Source organism: Kitasatospora sp. GAS1066B, assembly GCF_041262605.1.
In the GTDB taxonomy this organism is placed as follows: domain Bacteria; phylum Actinomycetota; class Actinomycetes; order Streptomycetales; family Streptomycetaceae; genus Kitasatospora.
The window spans coordinates 20,389-36,012 of sequence record NZ_JBGCCO010000012.1; the positions used below are offsets into that span (position 1 = coordinate 20,389).

Here is a 15,624-nt window from a genome sequence, read left to right on the forward strand (position 1 = left end):
CTGCGCACCATCCGCGCTGCCCGGTGTCACCCGTGTCACCCGTGCCATCCCGCACCACCCGTGCCACCCCCACTGCCCGCACCGCATGCGGCATGCACCCGCGTGCGGTGCGTCGGCCCGCGGCCACCAGCCGTCGGGCCATCCGCACGTGCCGAGATCCACCAGCACGGGCCCGTCCCGGTCCCCGGCCGTACCCCAGGCCGGCCAGGCGCGGCCCCGACCCCCACGGAGGGTTCTCCCTTGCGCACCCATACCTCGGCCGGCCCACGCCCGCGCAAGCTGCGCGCGCTGACCGCCGTCCTGCCGTCCACCGCACTCGCCGCCCTGGGCCTGCTCGCCCCGACCGCCCACGCGGCCGACGCGCAGGGCCCCGCCGGCGACCAGGTCACGGTCAAGCACGTCTGTGCCGCCCCGACCCACCCCGGCGAGATGGCCTGCCTCGCGCTGGCCCGCACCAACGTGACCCAGCCGCACGCCTTCGCGCTGCACGCCGTCTCGCCGAACGCCACGCCGTCCGGCTACGGCCCCAGCGACCTGCAGAGCGCGTACAACCTGCCCGCCAACGGCGGCGCCGGGCAGACGGTGGCGATCGTCGACGCGCAGGACGACCCCAACGCCGAGTCGGACCTGGCCACCTACCGCTCCCAGTACGGCCTGCCGGCCTGCACCACGGCGAACGGCTGCTTCAAGAAGATCGCCGAGGACGGCAGCACCAACTACCCCACCGGTGACACCGGTTGGGCCGGCGAGATCTCGCTGGACCTGGACATGGTCTCGGCCGCCGCGCCCAACGCGCACATCCTGCTGGTCGAGGCGACCTCGGCGAACATGAGCGACCTGGGCACCGCGGTCAACCAGGCCGTCTCGCAGGGCGCGAAGTTCGTCTCCAACAGCTACGGCGGCTCCGAGGACTCCACCGACACCAGTTCGGACAGCCAGTACTTCAACCACCCCGGGGTGGCCATCACCGTCTCCGCCGGTGACGGCGGCTACGGCGCCGAGTACCCGGCCTCCTCGCAGTACGTGACCTCGGTCGGCGGCACCGCGCTGACCAAGGACTCCAGCGCCCGCGGCTGGAGCGAGAGCGTCTGGAACACCAGCAGCACCGAGGGCACCGGCTCCGGCTGCTCTGCCTACGACCCCAAGCCGAGCTGGCAGACCGACTCCGGCTGCAGCAACCGCACCGTCTCCGACGTCTCCGCGGTCGCCGACCCGGCCACCGGCGTCGCGGTCTACCAGACCTACGGCGGCTCCGGCTGGGCCGTCTACGGCGGCACCAGCGCCTCCTCGCCGATCATCGCCAGCGTCTACGCGGACGCCGGCACCCCGGGTGCGAGCGACTACCCGGCGTCCTACCCGTACGCCCACACCTCGGCGCTGAACGACGTGACCAGCGGCAACAACGGCAGTTGCTCGCCGTCCTACCTCTGCACCGCGGGCACCGGCTACGACGGCCCGACCGGCTGGGGCACCCCCAACGGCCTGGCGGCCTTCACCGCGGGCGGCAGCACCGGCGGCAACACCGTCACGGTGACCAGCCCCGGCAGCCAGACCACCGCCGCCGGCGGCGCGGTCAGCCTGCAGGTCAAGGCGAGTGACAGCGCCTCCGGCCAGAGCCTGACCTACTCCGCCAGCGGCCTGCCGACCGGCCTGTCGATCAGCTCCTCGGGTCTGATCTCCGGCACCGCGAGCACCGCCGGCAGCTACAGCGTGACCGTCACCGCCAAGGACACCACGGGCGCCACCGGCTCCACCACCTTCGGCTGGACCGTCAGCGGCTCCGGCGGCGGCTGCACCGGCGGCGGCCAGCTGCTCGGCAACGCCGGCTTCGAGACCGGCAGCGCCTCCCCGTGGACCGCGACCTCCGGCGTCATCAACAGCGACACCGTCAGCGAGCCCGCCCACTCCGGCAACTACGACGCCTGGCTGGACGGCTACGGCTCCTCCCACACCGACACCCTGGCGCAGACCGTCACCATCCCGACCGGCTGCTCCGCGAACTTCAGCTTCTGGCTGCACATCGACACCAACAAGACCGGCACCACCGCAGCCGACAAGCTCACCGTCACCGCCAACGGCACCACCCTGGCCACCTACAGCAACCTCAACGCCAACAACGGCTACACCCAGATCAACCTCAACCTCTCCTCCTACGCGGGCAAGAGCGTCGCCCTGAAGTTCACCGGCGTGGAGAACTCCTCCTCCGCACAGACCAGCTTCGTGATCGACGACACCGCACTGAACGCCAGCTGACGCTGCGTCAGCCAGTCTGATACCGGGGGCCGTGGCCGTGTGCCACGGCCCTTCGGGCTGTCCGAACGAGAAGATCGACCTGAGTGGTCCGACCAGGCTGCACATCGAGCCATCGCGTGGATACTGTGCGTGCCCGAGCATCGCGATAGGGTCGTACCGCGATGAGGGAGGGCACTTGTGGGTGCGGAGAAGCCGTCGTCACGCCTGTACGAGCTGCTGATCGCCGACGAGGTGAAGAGTTGGCTCCACGACCTGCGCCGCGACGACCCGAAGCTGCTGCGCGCGGTCAGCGAGGCAGTGACAGCACTGCGACGGGAAGGCCCTGGCCTCGGCCGGCCGCTGGTGGACCGGCTGGAGGGCACGTTGCCGCATATGAAAGAGCTTCGGCCTACGATGTCGACGCGGATCTTGTTCGCATTCGACCCGAAACGCCGCGCGGTACTGCTGGTGGCCGGTGACAAGCGAGACCGCTGGCAGTCCTGGTACCGGGAGGCGATTCCGCTGGCTGAGGAGCGCTACGCGCGACACTTGAAGGCGATGACGGAGGAGGACAAGCGATGAGCGGCTTCACCCACTACACCGGCGAAGACGACTTCCTCGCCGAGTTCTACGACGACCCGGCCGAGCGGGAGGAGATCAAGCGGGGCGCTGACCTCCTGGTCGCTGAGAACCGTGGACGGCGGCTGGTAGAGCTCCGCGAGCGCGCGCGGGCCACCCGCGAGGATGTGGCCCGGCATATGGGCGTAGCCCTGGAAGAGGTCGCAGCCATAGAGGGTGGCTTCGCCACGGTGCGGGACCTGGCCGCGTACATGAGCGCTATCGGTGGGGAACTGGACCTGGTACTGGTCGCTGCGGACGGCAGCTTGCACGTGGTGGAGGCGAACCGGTGGCCCCGGGTGGACGTCGCCGACCGGGCGAGCCTGCTACAGCGCCTGCTCGCGGACTCGCCGGCCTCGAACGTGATCCTGCTGTCCGCCGAGGACGATGCCCGACTCGATGATCACTCCCGGTACGTCGATGTACAGGTCGTAGCGGAGCTGGACGGGCTGCGGACGACGGTCGCCTGACGATCGGATCAGCGGTCCCGCTCCGCCACGAAGACTGTCCGGGGGTGCGGGCACGGCTGTGCCGATGTCGATGAGACGCGTACGCCCCGGCCGACAAGCCGCCCCAGGCCCCCGCCGGGAAACCCTCAGCGGCGCGAGTTGCCGAAGAAGATCCGGTAGAGGATCAGCAGCACCAGCGAGCCCGCGATCGCCGAACCCCAGGTGGCGAGGTCGAAGAAGTGCGTGGCGACCGGCCGGTGCAGGAAGCGTGCGGAGAGCCAGCCGCCGACGAACGATCCCGCGACGCCGATCAGGGTGGTGACGATGATGCCGCCCGGGTCGCGCCCGGGCAGCAGCAGTTTGGCGATGGCCCCGGCCAGCAGGCCGAGCACGATCCAACCGACGACGCCCATGCTGTCTGCCCCTCTGCTCCGCTGCCCTGGCTACGTGGCAGTCTGTCGCTCCAGACGCTCGGCGCCGCCCGCCCGGTTGCGCGGCAGCAGGCTGAGCGTCGACTGGGCGCTTCCTGAGCGAACTCTCATCGACGCGTGCGACCGTGGGCGGCCCGTCGAGCAGTGCGGGAAGAGCAGCACGGGAAGCGCAGCACGGAAGAGCAATGCGGGAAGAGCCGTGCAGGAAGTACGAGGAGCGCCGATGACCAGCGGTGAGAGCAGCGGCCGGGTGCTGGTGGTGGACGATGACGACACGATCCGCCGCTCGCTGGAACGCGGGCTGCGGCTGAGCGGATTCGCCGTCCGCTCGGCCGGCGGCGGCCGGGCGGCGCTGGAGCTGATCGCGGCCGAACCGCCGGACGTGCTGGTGCTCGACGTCTCGATGCCGGACCTGACCGGCACCGAGGTCTGCCGGATCCTGCGGGAGCAGGGCAGCGACACCCCGGTGCTGATGCTCTCCGCCCTCGACGAACTGGCCGATCGGGTCGCCGGGTTGCAGGCCGGGGCCGATGACTACCTGGTCAAGCCGTTCGCGTTGGAGGAACTGGTGCTCCGGCTGCGCGCCCTGCTGCGCCGGCGTCCGCCGGTCACCGACGACGTGCTGCGGGTCGGCCCGCTGGAGATCGCGCCCAGCACCCGCGAGGTGCGCCGGGACGGCGAGCCGCTGCGGCTGACCCGCCGGGAGTTCGAGTTGCTGGAGCACCTGGCCCGCAACGCCGGCCTGGTGCTGACCCGGGACCAGTTGCTGGACCGGGTCTGGGGCTACGACTTCGACGTGCGGACCGACGCCGTCGACACCTTCATCAGCTACCTGCGCCGCAAGTTGGAGGACGGCGGACGGCCGCGCCTGATCCACACCGTGCGCGGGGTGGGGTTCGTGCTGCGGATCCCCGGACCCGAGGCCGGAGCCACCCGACCCGAGGCCGGAGCCACCCGATGAGACTAGCCACCCGGATCGCCATCTGGGCCGCGGTCATCCTCCCGGTGCTGGTGCTGGGCACCGGCGCGCTGCTGCTCGGCCTGGTCACCCACGACCTGCGCAACGAGCAGGACGCCAAGCTGCGCGACCGCGCCGAGCTGGAGCTGCCGTACGTCCGCGCGTATCTCACCGCCGACCGGCAGGGCCGGCCCAAGGTCGAGCAGAGCCAGCACCAGAAGGTGCTGTCCGCCGCACTGGACGTCGGCCTCCAGGTCGACGACGCGAACGGCCAGGAGCTGCTGGCCGAAGGTCAACTCCCCGGCCCCGCCGCGCTGCCGGTGCCCACCGGCGCCGCACTCGGCCCGCTCACCGTGCGCTCCGGCGGGCAGTCCTGGCGCGTGCTGGCCCGCCAGGTGAACGGTGCCAACCCGGGTACGCTCTGGGTCGCGGTACCGGCGTCGGCGGCGAATCCGCAGGTCAGCGCGGTGCGCGGGCGGATCATCCTGGTCGCCCTGCTGGCCGCACCGCTCTCCGGGCTGCTCGCCTTCGGGCTGGCCCGCCGGGCCACCAGGCCGCTCAGCCGGCTCGGCCGCCGCGCCGCCGCGCTGGATCCCACCGCCGGTGCCGCCGACTTCGGCCACCAGCGCAGCGGCATCGCCGAGGTGGACGAGCTGGCCGCCGCCCTGGAGAGCGCGCTGGCCCGCTACGACGGTCAGGCCGCCCGGACCACCCAGGCCCTGGAGACCGCGCGCTCCTTCTCGGCCGCCGCCTCGCACGAGCTGCGCACCCCGCTGATGGGGCTGCAGACCAACCTGGACGTGCTCAGCGCCCACCCCGACCTCCCGTCCACCGAGCGGGCCGAAATCCTCGCCGACCTGCGCGCCGACCACCGCCGGCTGCTCGACCTGCTCACCGCGCTGCGCACGCTCGCCCGCGGCGACCTGGTGGAGCAGGAGGCGTTCGGACCGCTCGACCTGGCCGAGCCGGCCACCGCGGCGGTCGCCGAACTGCGCCGCCGGCGGCCGGAACTGGACCTGCGGGTCGACCTCCAGGCGCTGGAGGGGACCGGCGGCCTGCGCGTGTACGGCTGGGAGGCCGGGCTGCGGATCGTCTGCGACAACCTGCTGCTGAACGCCGCCGTGCACGGGCACGCGCCCGACGGCCCGACCCGGATCGCGGTCACCCTGCGGCCGGACGGCGACGCGGCGGTAGTGACCGTGGACGACCAGGGCCCGGGCATCCCGCCGGCGGAGCGGGCCGCCGTGTTCGACCGGTTCCACCGGCGTCCGGACAGCCCCGGCTCCGGGCTCGGCCTGACCCTGGTGGCCCAGCAAGTGGCCCTGCACCGGGGCACCGTGACCGTGTCGACGCCGCCGAGCGGGCACGGCTGCCGGTTCGAGATCCGGCTGCCGCTGATCGCCGCCGACGCGCCGACGCTGCCGCTGCCCGCCCGCCCCGACTGGATCGGCGCGACCGCCTGACCCCTCGGCGGCACGGCTTGCGAGGACTCACAAGGAATCCACAAAGAGCCGCTCTACCGTCCTGCTCAGCCGGACCGCCCATCGGTCCGGCGAACCAGCCATCCCCAGGATCTGGAGGACCCCGTCATGCTCTCCTACCGCAAGGCCGGCGCCACCCTCGGCGCTCTCGCTCTCGGCGGCACGCTGCTCGCGGCCGCCGCCCCCGCCCAGGCCGCGAGCCCCTCGCCGCTGCCGGTCCCGAAGGGCGACGGCGCCAAGAGCATCTGCAAGCGGCTGCCGAAGACCGAGGCCCGGATCCAGAAGGCGCTGACCCGCCTGAACGGCCCGGACACCGAGGCCGGCTCGGTGGCCCGCCTGGAGCAGCGGGTGGGCAACGCCAAGACCGCCGGCCAGACCGCGATCTACACCTACCTCAACGACCGGCTCACCTTCCGCAAGAGCCTGATCCCGACCCTGACCACCCGTCAGAACGACCTCACCGCAGTGGCGAGCTGGTGCTCCTCGCAGGGCCTCGGCGCCTCGTCCGCCCCGTCCCAGTGAGCAGGGCACTGCGCGCGGCCGGCCTGACGGCGGCGGCCCTGGTGGCCGCCGTCACCCTGACGGCGTGCGGCGGCTCGGGCTCGGGCGCGACGCAGCCGCCCGCGCCGGGGCCGAGCGCCACCGGCTCGGCGGGCGCGGGGGCCGGCACGGCCGACCAGCAGCTGAAGGACATGCAGCAGAAGCTCGACGCGGCCGACAGCGCCGCTGCCGACGCCGACTCGGATGCGGCACAGAACAACTGACGACACCTCGGCACCACGCCTTCGGCGCCGGTACGGACCCTCGGGTCGGCACCGGCGCCGAACGCATTGGTGCTGCAGGAAACCGAAGCCGCAGACCGAAGCAGGAGAAGGTCCACGGGAGTCCCCCTTCTGGTCGTATACGACCTCGACCGCGACTCGCGGCGCGCTCGAAACGAGAGCCGTCGGGCCTGACCCGCCAGGCCCGATTGGCGAGACCCGCCGGACGGCGGCTTGACGGCGCCGCAACCGATCAACCACTATCTCGACCATGGACCACGGCACCGCTCTCGTCTGCCGCCTGCACGTCGATCTGCGACGCCAGGCGAGCGACATGTGTGCCTGTTGACCGGTTGAGCCTGCGCTCTCCCGCTTCGCCGCAGCCGACCCTGTGACCACCTGCCAGGGTGCGCGGCCGTCTTCACCCCCGTTTCCCCCGTTGCCGTTCACGCGCGCTCCGCCGGCCCGTCCGTTCTTCGTCCAGGACCGGCGTGCGTCAGCGCACCCCGAGCTTCCGTGAGGACTCCCCATGAGTACCGACGCGAGTACCACCGCGAGTACCGATGTGAGTACCACTGCGAGTACCGAGATCCCCCCGCTCACCCCCGCCGCCCTGCGCGCCCTGGTCACCGAGCTGGCCGAGCGGCCGCAGGAGTGGATCCACAAGGTCCGCCTCTCGGTCGGCGAGCGCTGGTACGAGCGGCTGAGCCTGACCGAGGACCACGAGGTCTGGCTGATCAGCTGGCTGCCGGGTCAGTCCACCGGCTTCCACGACCACGGCGGCTCGCGCGGCGCCTTCACCGTGGCGCTCGGGGAGTTGGAGGAGTTGTCGATCGGCGGCGCGGACGGCGAGTTGCGCACCCGGCGGCTGCCCACCGGCGCGGCTCGGGCGTTCGGGCCCGAGTTCCTGCACGATGTGCGGAACACGACCGGCGGGCCCGCGGTTACCATCCACGCGTACTCGCCGCCGCTGGACGAGATGTCCCGGTACGAGCTGCGCGCCAGTGGCCTGCGGTTGACCGCGCGTGAGGGGAAGGAGCAGTGGTGACCACAGTCGAGGACTTGGTGGCGCGCGCCCGCGCGGGCGTGCACCGCCCGGGCGCGCGCGAGGCGTACCACGCCCAGCAGGCCGAGGCGGCCCTGCTGATCGACATCCGGCCGGCGACCCAGCGCGGCGTCGAGGGGCAGATCCCGGGTGCCCTGGTGATCGAGCGCAACGTGCTGGAGTGGCGGCTCGACCCGACCGGCAGTCACCGGATCGCCGAGGCCACCGGGTACGACCTGCCGGTCGTGCTGGTCTGCTCGGAGGGCTACGCCTCCAGCCTGGCCGCTGCCTCGCTGCGTGAGCTGGGGCTGCACCGCGCGACCGACCTGGACGGCGGTTTCGTCGGCTGGGCCGCCGCCGGACTGCCGACCGTCCCGGGGCCGCAGAACACGTAAAGCGCACAAGCACTGCGCACAATCGGTCTATTGTCGACCGAATCTCACCCGGAATCTGACATCACACCAGGTCCGCACGGCGTGTCGGATCCGTCACCAATCACCGTTCAGGGTTTCCCTTGGTCCTGGCGGGGGCAGGCAGCGACGGGTGTCAGCCCTGACCACGCTTCACCCGCCGTACCGACGACGGTGCTCCGGCACCCAGCTTAGGAACTTGTCCAGTGATCAGATTCGACGGCGCCGGAAAGCGCCACCCGGACGGCACCATCGCCGTCGAGGGCCTCGATCTCACCGTGCCCGCCGGCCGGACCACCGTGCTGGTGGGACCGTCCGGCTGCGGCAAGACGACCATCCTGCGGATGGTCAACCGGATGGTCGAGCCGACCTCGGGCCGGGTCCTGCTGGACGGCACCGACGTCGCGCAGTTGGAGGCCGCCAAGCTCCGCCGGGGGATCGGCTACGTGATCCAGCAGGCCGGGCTCTTCCCGCACCGCAAGGTGCTCGACAACATCGCCACCGTGCCGTACCTGCTCGGCTGGGACCGCAAGCGGGCCCGGACCCGGGCGATGGAGATGCTGGAGTTGGTGGGGCTGGCGCCGGAGACGGGGAAGCGCTATCCGTACCAGCTCTCCGGCGGTCAGCAGCAGCGGGTGGGGGTGGCCCGGGCGCTGGCCGCCGATCCGCCGCTGCTGCTGATGGACGAGCCGTTCAGCGCGGTCGACCCGGTGGTGCGGGCGGGGCTCCAGGAGGAGCTGTTGCGGCTGCAGAGCGAGCTGAACAAGACGGTGCTCTTCGTCACCCACGACATCGAGGAAGCGGTGCGGCTCGGCGACCAGATCGTGGTGCTGCGCGAGCACGGCCGGATCGGCCAGGTCGCCGACCCCGCCACCCTGCTGAACGCGCCCGCCGACGAGCAGGTCAGCGCTTTCCTCGGCCGCGACCGGGGTCTGCGCGGCCTGGCGCTGCGCCCGGCGGCGGGGATCCCCCTGGTGCCGCACGCCGAGCCGTTCGAGGGCTGGACGCTGACCGTGGACGAGCACGGCCGCCCCAGCGGCTGGCAGCGCGCGGCAGCCAGCGAAACGGTCCGGCAAGTGGCCGTCTTCCAGCCGGGGGTGGACACCCTGCGCACGGCGCTGGACAGCGCTGTCCTCTCCCCCGCGCGGGCGGCCGTGGCCGTGGACGGGGACGGCCGGGTGCTCGGGCTGGCGCCACGCGCGGCAGTGCTCGACGCGCTGGACGCGGCCGGCCCGCAGGCGGCCGCGCTGACCGACGAGGCGGCCTGGGAGGTGGCGGAAGCCGCCGGCGAACCCGCCGGCATACCCGCCGACCGCGTCCCAGACCCCGGCCAGGACCCCGGCCAGGACCCGGGCTCGGCCCCAGACCCGGACTCGGACCCGGCCCCCGACCCCGCTCCCAGCGGCAGTGGAGCCGGCCATGGACGGTGAACCCCTGGTCCGCTGGCGCTGGATCGGCGACCACCTCGGTTACCTCTGGGGCCTGCTCCGGGACCACGCGGTGATCTCCCTGGTCCCGGTGCTGATCGGGCTGGCCCTGGCCCTGCCGCTCGGCCTGCTCTGCACCCGCTTCCCGCGGCTCTACCAGCCGCTCGCCGCCGTCTTCAACGTGGTCTACGCGCTGCCCTCGCTGGCCGTCTTCGTCGTGCTGATCCCGTACACCGGGCTGGCCACCCAGGCGACCGTGATGATCCCGCTGGCCTGCTACGCGCTCGCCGTGCTGCTGCCCACCACGGTGGACGGGCTGCGCGCGGTGCCCGAGCCGGTGCGACAGGCGGCCACCGCGCTCGGCTACGGGCCCTGGCGACGGCTGGCGGCGGTCGAACTGCCGTCCGCCGTGCCGTACCTGGTGGCCGGCCTGCGGGTGGCGGCGGTCTCCAGCATCTCGCTGGCCAGCGTGGGCGCGCTGGTCGGGCGCGGCGGCCTGGGCTACCTCTTCATCGACGGGTTCCAACGCACCTTCCCGACCCCGATCGTGGCGGGCATCGTGCTGGTGGCGCTGCTCGCGCTGGTCACCGACGCGGTGCTGCTGCTGGCCCGCCGGCTGCTGGCGCCGTGGGCGGTCCGGGAGACGGTGGTGGGACGATGAACTGGTTCAGCTGGCTGTCGACGTTCTTCACCGACCCCGACCGGCTGCACGGCCCGGACTCGATCGTGCACCGGGTCGGCGAGCACCTGATCCTCACCGGCGAGGCGCTGGGCCTGGCGATCGTGCTCGCGGTGCCGCTGGGCCTGCTGCTCGGCTACACCGGACGGGCGGCCGCGCTGGTGACGGCGCTGACCGGCGCCGCCCGGGCGCTGCCCACCCTGGGCCTGGTCACCCTCGCGGTGCTGCTGGCCGGGGTCGGCGACACCGCCGTGCTGGTGCCGCTGGTGGCGCTGGCGGCGCCGGTGCTGCTGGTCGCGGCCTGCGAGGGGGTGCGCGGCACCGACCCCGATCTGCGCGACGCCGCCCGCGGCATCGGCCTGACCCATCCTCAGGTGCTCTGGCAGGTCTGCGTGCCGTGGGCGCTGCCCGCACTGCTGGCGGGCCTGCGCACCGCCGCCGTCCAGGTGATCGCCACCGCCACGGTCGCCGCCTACGTGGGCCTGGGCGGTCTCGGCCGCTACGTGGTCGACGGGCTGGCCACCAAGGACTTCCCGCAGACCCTCGGCGGCGCACTGCTCGTGGTGCTGCTCGCGGTCGCCACCCAGTTGCTCTTCGCGGCGCTGAACCGTTTCGCGCTGCCCGCCGGCCTGCGCCGGCGCTGAGCCTCGTCTTTCACCCTTACTCATTCACTCCGAAGGGACCCTTCCCATGTCTTCGCGTTCGCGCGCCGTCAGCTCCGCCGCCCTGCTCGCCACCGTCGCGCTGGCCGCCAGCGCCTGCTCCGGTTCCTCGTCGAGCGATCCGCTGAGCGGGAGTTCGAAGGCCGCCGACAACGGCTCGACGGTGGTGGTCGGTTCGGCGAACTACCCCGAGAACGTGCTGCTCGCCTCGATCTACTCGCAGGCGCTGCAGGCCAAGGGCGTCAAGGTGACCGAGAAGTTCAACATCGGCAGTCGCGAGCTGCTCTACGGGCAGATCAAGGACGGCAACCTGACCGTGCTGCCGGAGTACAACGGCGCACTGCTCGCCTACCTGGACAGCAAGTCGACGGCGGCCACCGAGTCCGACGTCAACACGGCGCTGACCAAGGAACTCCCCAGCAGCCTCGGGATCCTGGACTCCGCCGCAGCCGAGGACAAGGACTCGCTGACGGTCACTCAGGACACCGCCACGAAGGACAACCTGAAGACCATCGCCGACCTGGGCCCGCAGGCCGCGAGCTTCACCGTCGGCGGGATGCCGGAGTTCAAGTCGCGCCGTGAGCAGCAGTTCAAGGACGCCTACGGGCTGACCTTCAAGGACTGGAAGCCGACCGCGGACACCACCGCGAACGCGATCAAGGACGGCACCGTGCAGGTCGGCGACGTCTTCACCACCGACCCGAAGTTGCTGCAGCTGGGGCTGGTGTCGCTGGCCGACCCGAAGAACGTGTTCGGCGCGCAGAACGTGACGCCGCTGGTCTACAAGGCGGGGGTGAACGCCACGGCCGCCGCGGCGCTCAACGCGGTGTCGGCGAAGCTGGACACCGCCGGGCTGGTGGCGCTGATGAAGAAGGTGTCGATCGACAAGGACGACCCGCAGGCGGTGGCCAAGGACTGGGTCAAGGCCAACGGGCTCGGCTGAGTCCTCAGCCGCGGCTGAGGTCGCGGCCTTGGTCGCACAGCACGCCGCGGGGCCGGCACGGATCTCTCCGTGCCGGCCCCGCGGCGTTCAGCGACTCAGTACCAGCGACTCTTCGGCTTAGTACCAGTGGTGGGCCTGCCACCACGACCAGGCGGCGTTCGGGCTGCCGTAGCGGTCGTTCATGTAGTTCAGCGTCCACTTGATCTGGGTCACCGGGTTGGTGCGCCAGTCCGAGCCGGCCGAGGCCATCTTGCTCGCGGGCAGCGCCTGGCCCAGGCCGTAGGAGCCGGAGGACGGGTTGGTGGCCGTGTAGTTCCAGCTGCTCTCGTGGCTGACGATGCTGGAGAAGGACGCCCACTGGCTGGCCGGCACCATGCTCTGGGCCAGCGCGCGCAGGCCGCTCGGGCTGGTGTCGGTGGCCACGGTGACGGCCGGCTGCGGCGCGGGGGCCGGAGCGGGGGCCGGCGCGGGCTGCGGCTGGGGGGCCGGCGCGGGAGCCGGGGCCTGCGGCTGCGGCTGCTCGGCCGGGGCGGGCGCCTGCTGCTGCGGGGCCTGCTGAGCCTGCTCGGCCGGCTTCGGCTGGGCGTCGGCGGCCGGGGTGGCCTGCTGCGGCTGCGCCGGCGTGCCGTACGGCGCGAAGGTCGCCAGGTGGCCGGTGTTCTGCGGGGCGGCCGGCTGCAGGTAGGAGGCGGCCGCGATCGGGGTGGCCGCGTGCGGCGTGCTGGTCGCGGTGATCCGCAGATCGTCACCGTGCGCACCAGCGGTCTCGCCGGCGGCGTGGCCGACCGCGACCGGGGCGGCGACGGTAGCGGCGTCGGACGGCAGTGCGAAGGCCACGGCGGAGGCGACGACGGCGGTGGCCAGGCCGGCCGAGGCCAGAACCACGGAGGATCGTCGACGAACGGTGGTCATCAGGGCACTGCGCATGCTTGGTCTACCTCGCTTGATTGGCCGGTCTCCAGGCGCACGGCGACAGCGCGGCAGCAGGCCGCTGGCTGTCGAAGGCAGTGGTGACCGTGGGCACCCCGATATCGGTCGGTGCCGTACGGAAAGCGCTTCACCGCAAAGAGCGGCACCGGGCCGGAGCCCGGTGCGGGTGGCGCGCTTGGCGACTCGTCCAGGTTTAACCCGGTTCAGGATGGGGCAGCAAGCAGCGCCAGTACGACGGTCGATCGTTGACAGGGGTGCGTTCTGACCGTTTCGGCCTCATTTTTCGGGGTGCGGCGGCTACGACGGTGGACCGTACTCCCGATCCGCCTGTGGTCGTTGTCACCAGCTTCGCGACTGCGAGTACCTGGGCGACCACCGAAGGAAGGCGTTTACCAGCCCGATTCGGCCCAGTCGGGCCTACAGATCATGACGGACTTCCCCGCCCCCGAGCGCGCCCCCGAAGTCGCGTGATTGTTAGGACTCTTGACAGACAACTGGTCTAGTCCAACCATGAGGTCTGTCCATCTCCGACCGGGATGCACTGTGGGGGTGACCACCGGCCGGCAGTGACGTGCCCTGCCCTGCCCTCCTTCACCCACCGCCCCCTAGCGATCTCCCGACGACACGACGCTCGCGCGCCGCTCGTTGTCATGCGCAAACCCGCACCCCCGAACCCCCACCTCCCCCACCCGTTCACGTCTGCTGGAGCACTGATGCGACTTCACAGATCCGTCCAGGCCGCGCTGACCGCCGCCGCCACCCTGGCGGCCTCGGCCGGCCTGCTGGTCGGCGCCACCACCGCCGCCCACGCGGCGACCGCGCCGCTGCCCGCGCACGTCTTCGCCCCGTACTTCGAGGCCTACAGCAGCGACGACCCGGCCGCGTTGGCCTCGCAGTCGGGCAACAAGTACCTGTCGATGGCGTTCCTCCAGGCCCCCTCCGCGGGCTCCTGCACGGCCGACTGGAACGGCGCCACGAGCACCCCGATCTCCAGCTCGACCTACGGCAGCCAGATCAGCTCGCTGCAGGCGAACGGCGGCGACGTCGTCCCGTCCTTCGGCGGCTACGCCGCCGACCACGGCGGCACCGAGATCGCCGACAGCTGCACCGACGTCAACCAGATCGCGGCGCAGTACGAGAACGTGATCACCACCTACAACGTCAACCGGATCGACCTCGACACCGAGGACAACTCGCTGACCAACACCGCCGGGATCGACCGCCGCAACAAGGCGATCAAGCTGGTCGAAAGCTGGGCGGCGACGAACGGGCACAACGTCCAGTTCTCCTACACGCTGCCGACCACCACCAGCGGCCTGGCCAGCACCGGCCTGAACGTGCTGAAGAACGCGGTCAGCAACGGCGCCCGGGTCGACGTGGTCAACATCATGACCTTCGACTACTACGACGGCGCCAGCCACGAGATGGGCACCGACGCGGAGAACGCCGCCAGCGGCCTGTACAACCAGTTGGCGAGCCTCTACCCGAGCAAGACGCCCGCTCAGCTCTGGGGTTCGATCGGCATCACCCTGATGCCCGGCATCGACGACTACGGCGCGGCCGAGACCACCACCGTCGCGGACGCCGCCAACGTGGCGAGTTGGGCCACCGCCAAGGGCGTCAACACCCTGGCGTTCTGGGCCCTGGAGCGGGACAACGGCGGTTGCGTCGGGACGGGGGGCTCGGACACCTGCTCCGGCATCGCCCAGAACACCTGGGACTTCAGCCACGCGCTGGAGCCGTTCACCTCCGGCAGCGGCGTGCCGTCCAACGACTTCTCGCTGAGCGCCTCCCCCGCGAGCGGCTCGGTGCAGCCCGGCGCCTCGACCAGCGCGACGATCGGCACGGCGGTCACCTCGGGCAGCGCGCAGAGCGTGGCACTCTCGGTCTCCGGCGCCCCGGCGGGCGTCACCGCCTCGCTCAGCCCGAACAGCGTCACCGCCGGCGCCGGTTCGACGCTCAACATCAGCACCACCACCGCGGCGACCCCGGGCAGCTACCCGCTCACCATCACCGGCACCGCCGCCTCCGGCAGCCACACCGCGAGCTACACGCTCACCGTCACCGGCTCCGGCGGCGGTGGCAGCGGCCTGGTCAACGGCGGCTTCGAGACCGGCAGCCTGGGCCCGTGGACCTGCCAGCCCGGCGGCGCGGTGGTCGGCTCGCCGGTCCACTCCGGCAGCCACGCGCTCCAGGTCGCGCCGACCTCCAGCCAGACCGGCGAGTGCGACCAGAGCGTCACCCTGCTACCCAACCACTCCTACACGCTGAGCGGTTGGGTCCAGGGCAACTACGCGTACATCGGCCTGGCCGGCGGCAACTCCACCTGGGTCTCCGGCAGCGGCTGGACCCAGCTGAGCGTGCCGTTCACCACCGACTCGACCGGCAAGGCCTCCGTGTACGTGCACAGCTGGTACGCGCAGGGCAACGTCTACGCGGACGACTTCGCGATCAACTAGCGGGCAGCCGACCAGCGGTGGTGGCCGGATCCCGGGCCGCCGGGGCCCAGGGATCCGGCCACCGCGGTGATGCGCGATGATCGGCGGTGCGACACCAGCGGTGATCAGCGATGATCAGCGCTGCCGCACCGCCGAACCC

General features: G+C 72.0%; 16 protein-coding genes. 14 read left to right on the forward strand and 2 right to left on the reverse strand.

Annotated elements, in window-relative coordinates:
* Positions 1–240: 240 nt before the first annotated feature.
* The 3 genes from ABH937_RS15400 (at position 241) to ABH937_RS15410 (ending at position 3,320) form a co-directional block, all read left to right on the forward strand.
* Entirely contained in the window at positions 241–2,253 is a 2,013-nt protein-coding gene (locus ABH937_RS15400; protein ID WP_370218465.1) for a putative Ig domain-containing protein, read from the forward strand.
* Positions 2,254–2,430: 177 nt separating this feature from the next.
* The gene (locus ABH937_RS15405; protein WP_280689904.1) at positions 2,431–2,814 is read left to right on the forward strand and encodes a type II toxin-antitoxin system RelE/ParE family toxin; all 384 of its coding nucleotides are present in this window, start codon (positions 2,431–2,433) and stop codon (positions 2,812–2,814) included.
* A complete protein-coding gene (locus ABH937_RS15410; RefSeq protein WP_280689906.1) occupies positions 2,811–3,320 on the forward strand; it encodes a hypothetical protein in 510 nt (169 codons plus the stop codon). The genes ABH937_RS15405 and ABH937_RS15410 overlap by 4 nt, the downstream gene beginning before the upstream one ends.
* A gap of 125 nt (positions 3,321–3,445) precedes the next feature.
* Here ABH937_RS15410 and ABH937_RS15415 read toward each other — a convergent pair whose 3' ends face one another.
* Complete coding sequence (locus ABH937_RS15415) at positions 3,446–3,712, reverse strand: GlsB/YeaQ/YmgE family stress response membrane protein (protein WP_280689907.1); 267 nt, start codon at positions 3,710–3,712, stop codon at positions 3,446–3,448.
* A gap of 241 nt (positions 3,713–3,953) precedes the next feature.
* Between ABH937_RS15415 and ABH937_RS15420 the strand changes: the two genes are divergently transcribed.
* The 10 genes from ABH937_RS15420 to ABH937_RS15465 all read left to right on the forward strand — a co-directional run bounded on the left by ABH937_RS15420 (position 3,954) and on the right by ABH937_RS15465 (position 12,096).
* Positions 3,954–4,691 carry a response regulator transcription factor gene (locus tag ABH937_RS15420; protein ID WP_370218467.1) on the forward strand — a complete coding sequence of 246 codons (738 nt, stop codon included), beginning with the start codon at positions 3,954–3,956 and terminating at the stop codon, positions 4,689–4,691.
* The gene (locus ABH937_RS15425) at positions 4,688–6,151 is read left to right on the forward strand and encodes a HAMP domain-containing sensor histidine kinase (RefSeq protein WP_280689909.1); all 1,464 of its coding nucleotides are present in this window, start codon (positions 4,688–4,690) and stop codon (positions 6,149–6,151) included. Before ABH937_RS15420 ends, ABH937_RS15425 begins: the two co-directional genes overlap by 4 nt.
* 126 nt (positions 6,152–6,277) lie before the next feature.
* Positions 6,278–6,691: a hypothetical protein gene (locus tag ABH937_RS15430; protein WP_280689910.1), complete on the forward strand. Its 414-nt coding sequence runs from the start codon at positions 6,278–6,280 to the stop codon at positions 6,689–6,691.
* The gene (locus ABH937_RS15435) at positions 6,688–6,933 is read left to right on the forward strand and encodes a hypothetical protein (protein WP_280689911.1); all 246 of its coding nucleotides are present in this window, start codon (positions 6,688–6,690) and stop codon (positions 6,931–6,933) included. Before ABH937_RS15430 ends, ABH937_RS15435 begins: the two co-directional genes overlap by 4 nt.
* A gap of 526 nt (positions 6,934–7,459) precedes the next feature.
* Positions 7,460–7,978 carry a cysteine dioxygenase family protein gene (locus ABH937_RS15440; RefSeq protein ID WP_280689912.1) on the forward strand — a complete coding sequence of 173 codons (519 nt, stop codon included), beginning with the start codon at positions 7,460–7,462 and terminating at the stop codon, positions 7,976–7,978.
* On the forward strand, positions 7,972–8,370 hold the full coding sequence (locus ABH937_RS15445) for a rhodanese-like domain-containing protein (RefSeq protein ID WP_370218469.1): 399 nt from the start codon (positions 7,972–7,974) through the stop codon (positions 8,368–8,370). Before ABH937_RS15440 ends, ABH937_RS15445 begins: the two co-directional genes overlap by 7 nt.
* Positions 8,371–8,591: 221 nt before the next feature.
* Positions 8,592–9,815, forward strand: coding sequence for an ABC transporter ATP-binding protein (locus ABH937_RS15450; RefSeq protein WP_370218470.1), 1,224 nt, complete (start codon positions 8,592–8,594; stop codon positions 9,813–9,815).
* On the forward strand, positions 9,805–10,473 hold the full coding sequence (locus ABH937_RS15455; protein WP_280689915.1) for an ABC transporter permease: 669 nt from the start codon (positions 9,805–9,807) through the stop codon (positions 10,471–10,473). Before ABH937_RS15450 ends, ABH937_RS15455 begins: the two co-directional genes overlap by 11 nt.
* Complete coding sequence (locus tag ABH937_RS15460) at positions 10,470–11,135, forward strand: ABC transporter permease (protein WP_280689917.1); 666 nt, start codon at positions 10,470–10,472, stop codon at positions 11,133–11,135. Before ABH937_RS15455 ends, ABH937_RS15460 begins: the two co-directional genes overlap by 4 nt.
* Before the next feature lie 46 nt (positions 11,136–11,181).
* The gene (locus tag ABH937_RS15465) at positions 11,182–12,096 is read left to right on the forward strand and encodes an ABC transporter substrate-binding protein (RefSeq protein ID WP_280689918.1); all 915 of its coding nucleotides are present in this window, start codon (positions 11,182–11,184) and stop codon (positions 12,094–12,096) included.
* Between the two features lie 117 nt (positions 12,097–12,213).
* Here ABH937_RS15465 and ABH937_RS15470 read toward each other — a convergent pair whose 3' ends face one another.
* On the reverse strand, positions 12,214–13,023 hold the full coding sequence (locus ABH937_RS15470) for a transglycosylase SLT domain-containing protein (protein WP_370218472.1): 810 nt from the start codon (positions 13,021–13,023) through the stop codon (positions 12,214–12,216).
* Between the two features lie 716 nt (positions 13,024–13,739).
* Here ABH937_RS15470 and ABH937_RS15475 point away from each other — a divergent pair.
* Positions 13,740–15,485 (forward strand): carbohydrate binding domain-containing protein, encoded by a 1,746-nt coding sequence (locus ABH937_RS15475; RefSeq protein WP_370218473.1) that lies wholly within the window; start codon positions 13,740–13,742, stop codon positions 15,483–15,485.
* The last annotated feature ends 139 nt before the right edge of the window (positions 15,486–15,624 follow it).

Coding starts and splice junctions, on each gene's coding strand:
- ABH937_RS15410 (WP_280689906.1), top strand. CDS start 2,811: ATGAGCGGCTTCACCCACTACACCGGCGAAGACGACTTCCTCGCCGAG.
- ABH937_RS15415 (WP_280689907.1), bottom strand. CDS start 3,712: ATGGGCGTCGTCGGTTGGATCGTGCTCGGCCTGCTGGCCGGGGCCATC.
- ABH937_RS15420 (WP_370218467.1), top strand. CDS start 3,954: ATGACCAGCGGTGAGAGCAGCGGCCGGGTGCTGGTGGTGGACGATGAC.
- ABH937_RS15425 (WP_280689909.1), top strand. CDS start 4,688: ATGAGACTAGCCACCCGGATCGCCATCTGGGCCGCGGTCATCCTCCCG.
- ABH937_RS15430 (WP_280689910.1), top strand. CDS start 6,278: ATGCTCTCCTACCGCAAGGCCGGCGCCACCCTCGGCGCTCTCGCTCTC.
- ABH937_RS15440 (WP_280689912.1), top strand. CDS start 7,460: ATGAGTACCGACGCGAGTACCACCGCGAGTACCGATGTGAGTACCACT.
- ABH937_RS15455 (WP_280689915.1), top strand. CDS start 9,805: ATGGACGGTGAACCCCTGGTCCGCTGGCGCTGGATCGGCGACCACCTC.
- ABH937_RS15460 (WP_280689917.1), top strand. CDS start 10,470: ATGAACTGGTTCAGCTGGCTGTCGACGTTCTTCACCGACCCCGACCGG.
- ABH937_RS15465 (WP_280689918.1), top strand. CDS start 11,182: ATGTCTTCGCGTTCGCGCGCCGTCAGCTCCGCCGCCCTGCTCGCCACC.
- ABH937_RS15470 (WP_370218472.1), bottom strand. CDS start 13,023: ATGCGCAGTGCCCTGATGACCACCGTTCGTCGACGATCCTCCGTGGTT.
- ABH937_RS15475 (WP_370218473.1), top strand. CDS start 13,740: ATGCGACTTCACAGATCCGTCCAGGCCGCGCTGACCGCCGCCGCCACC.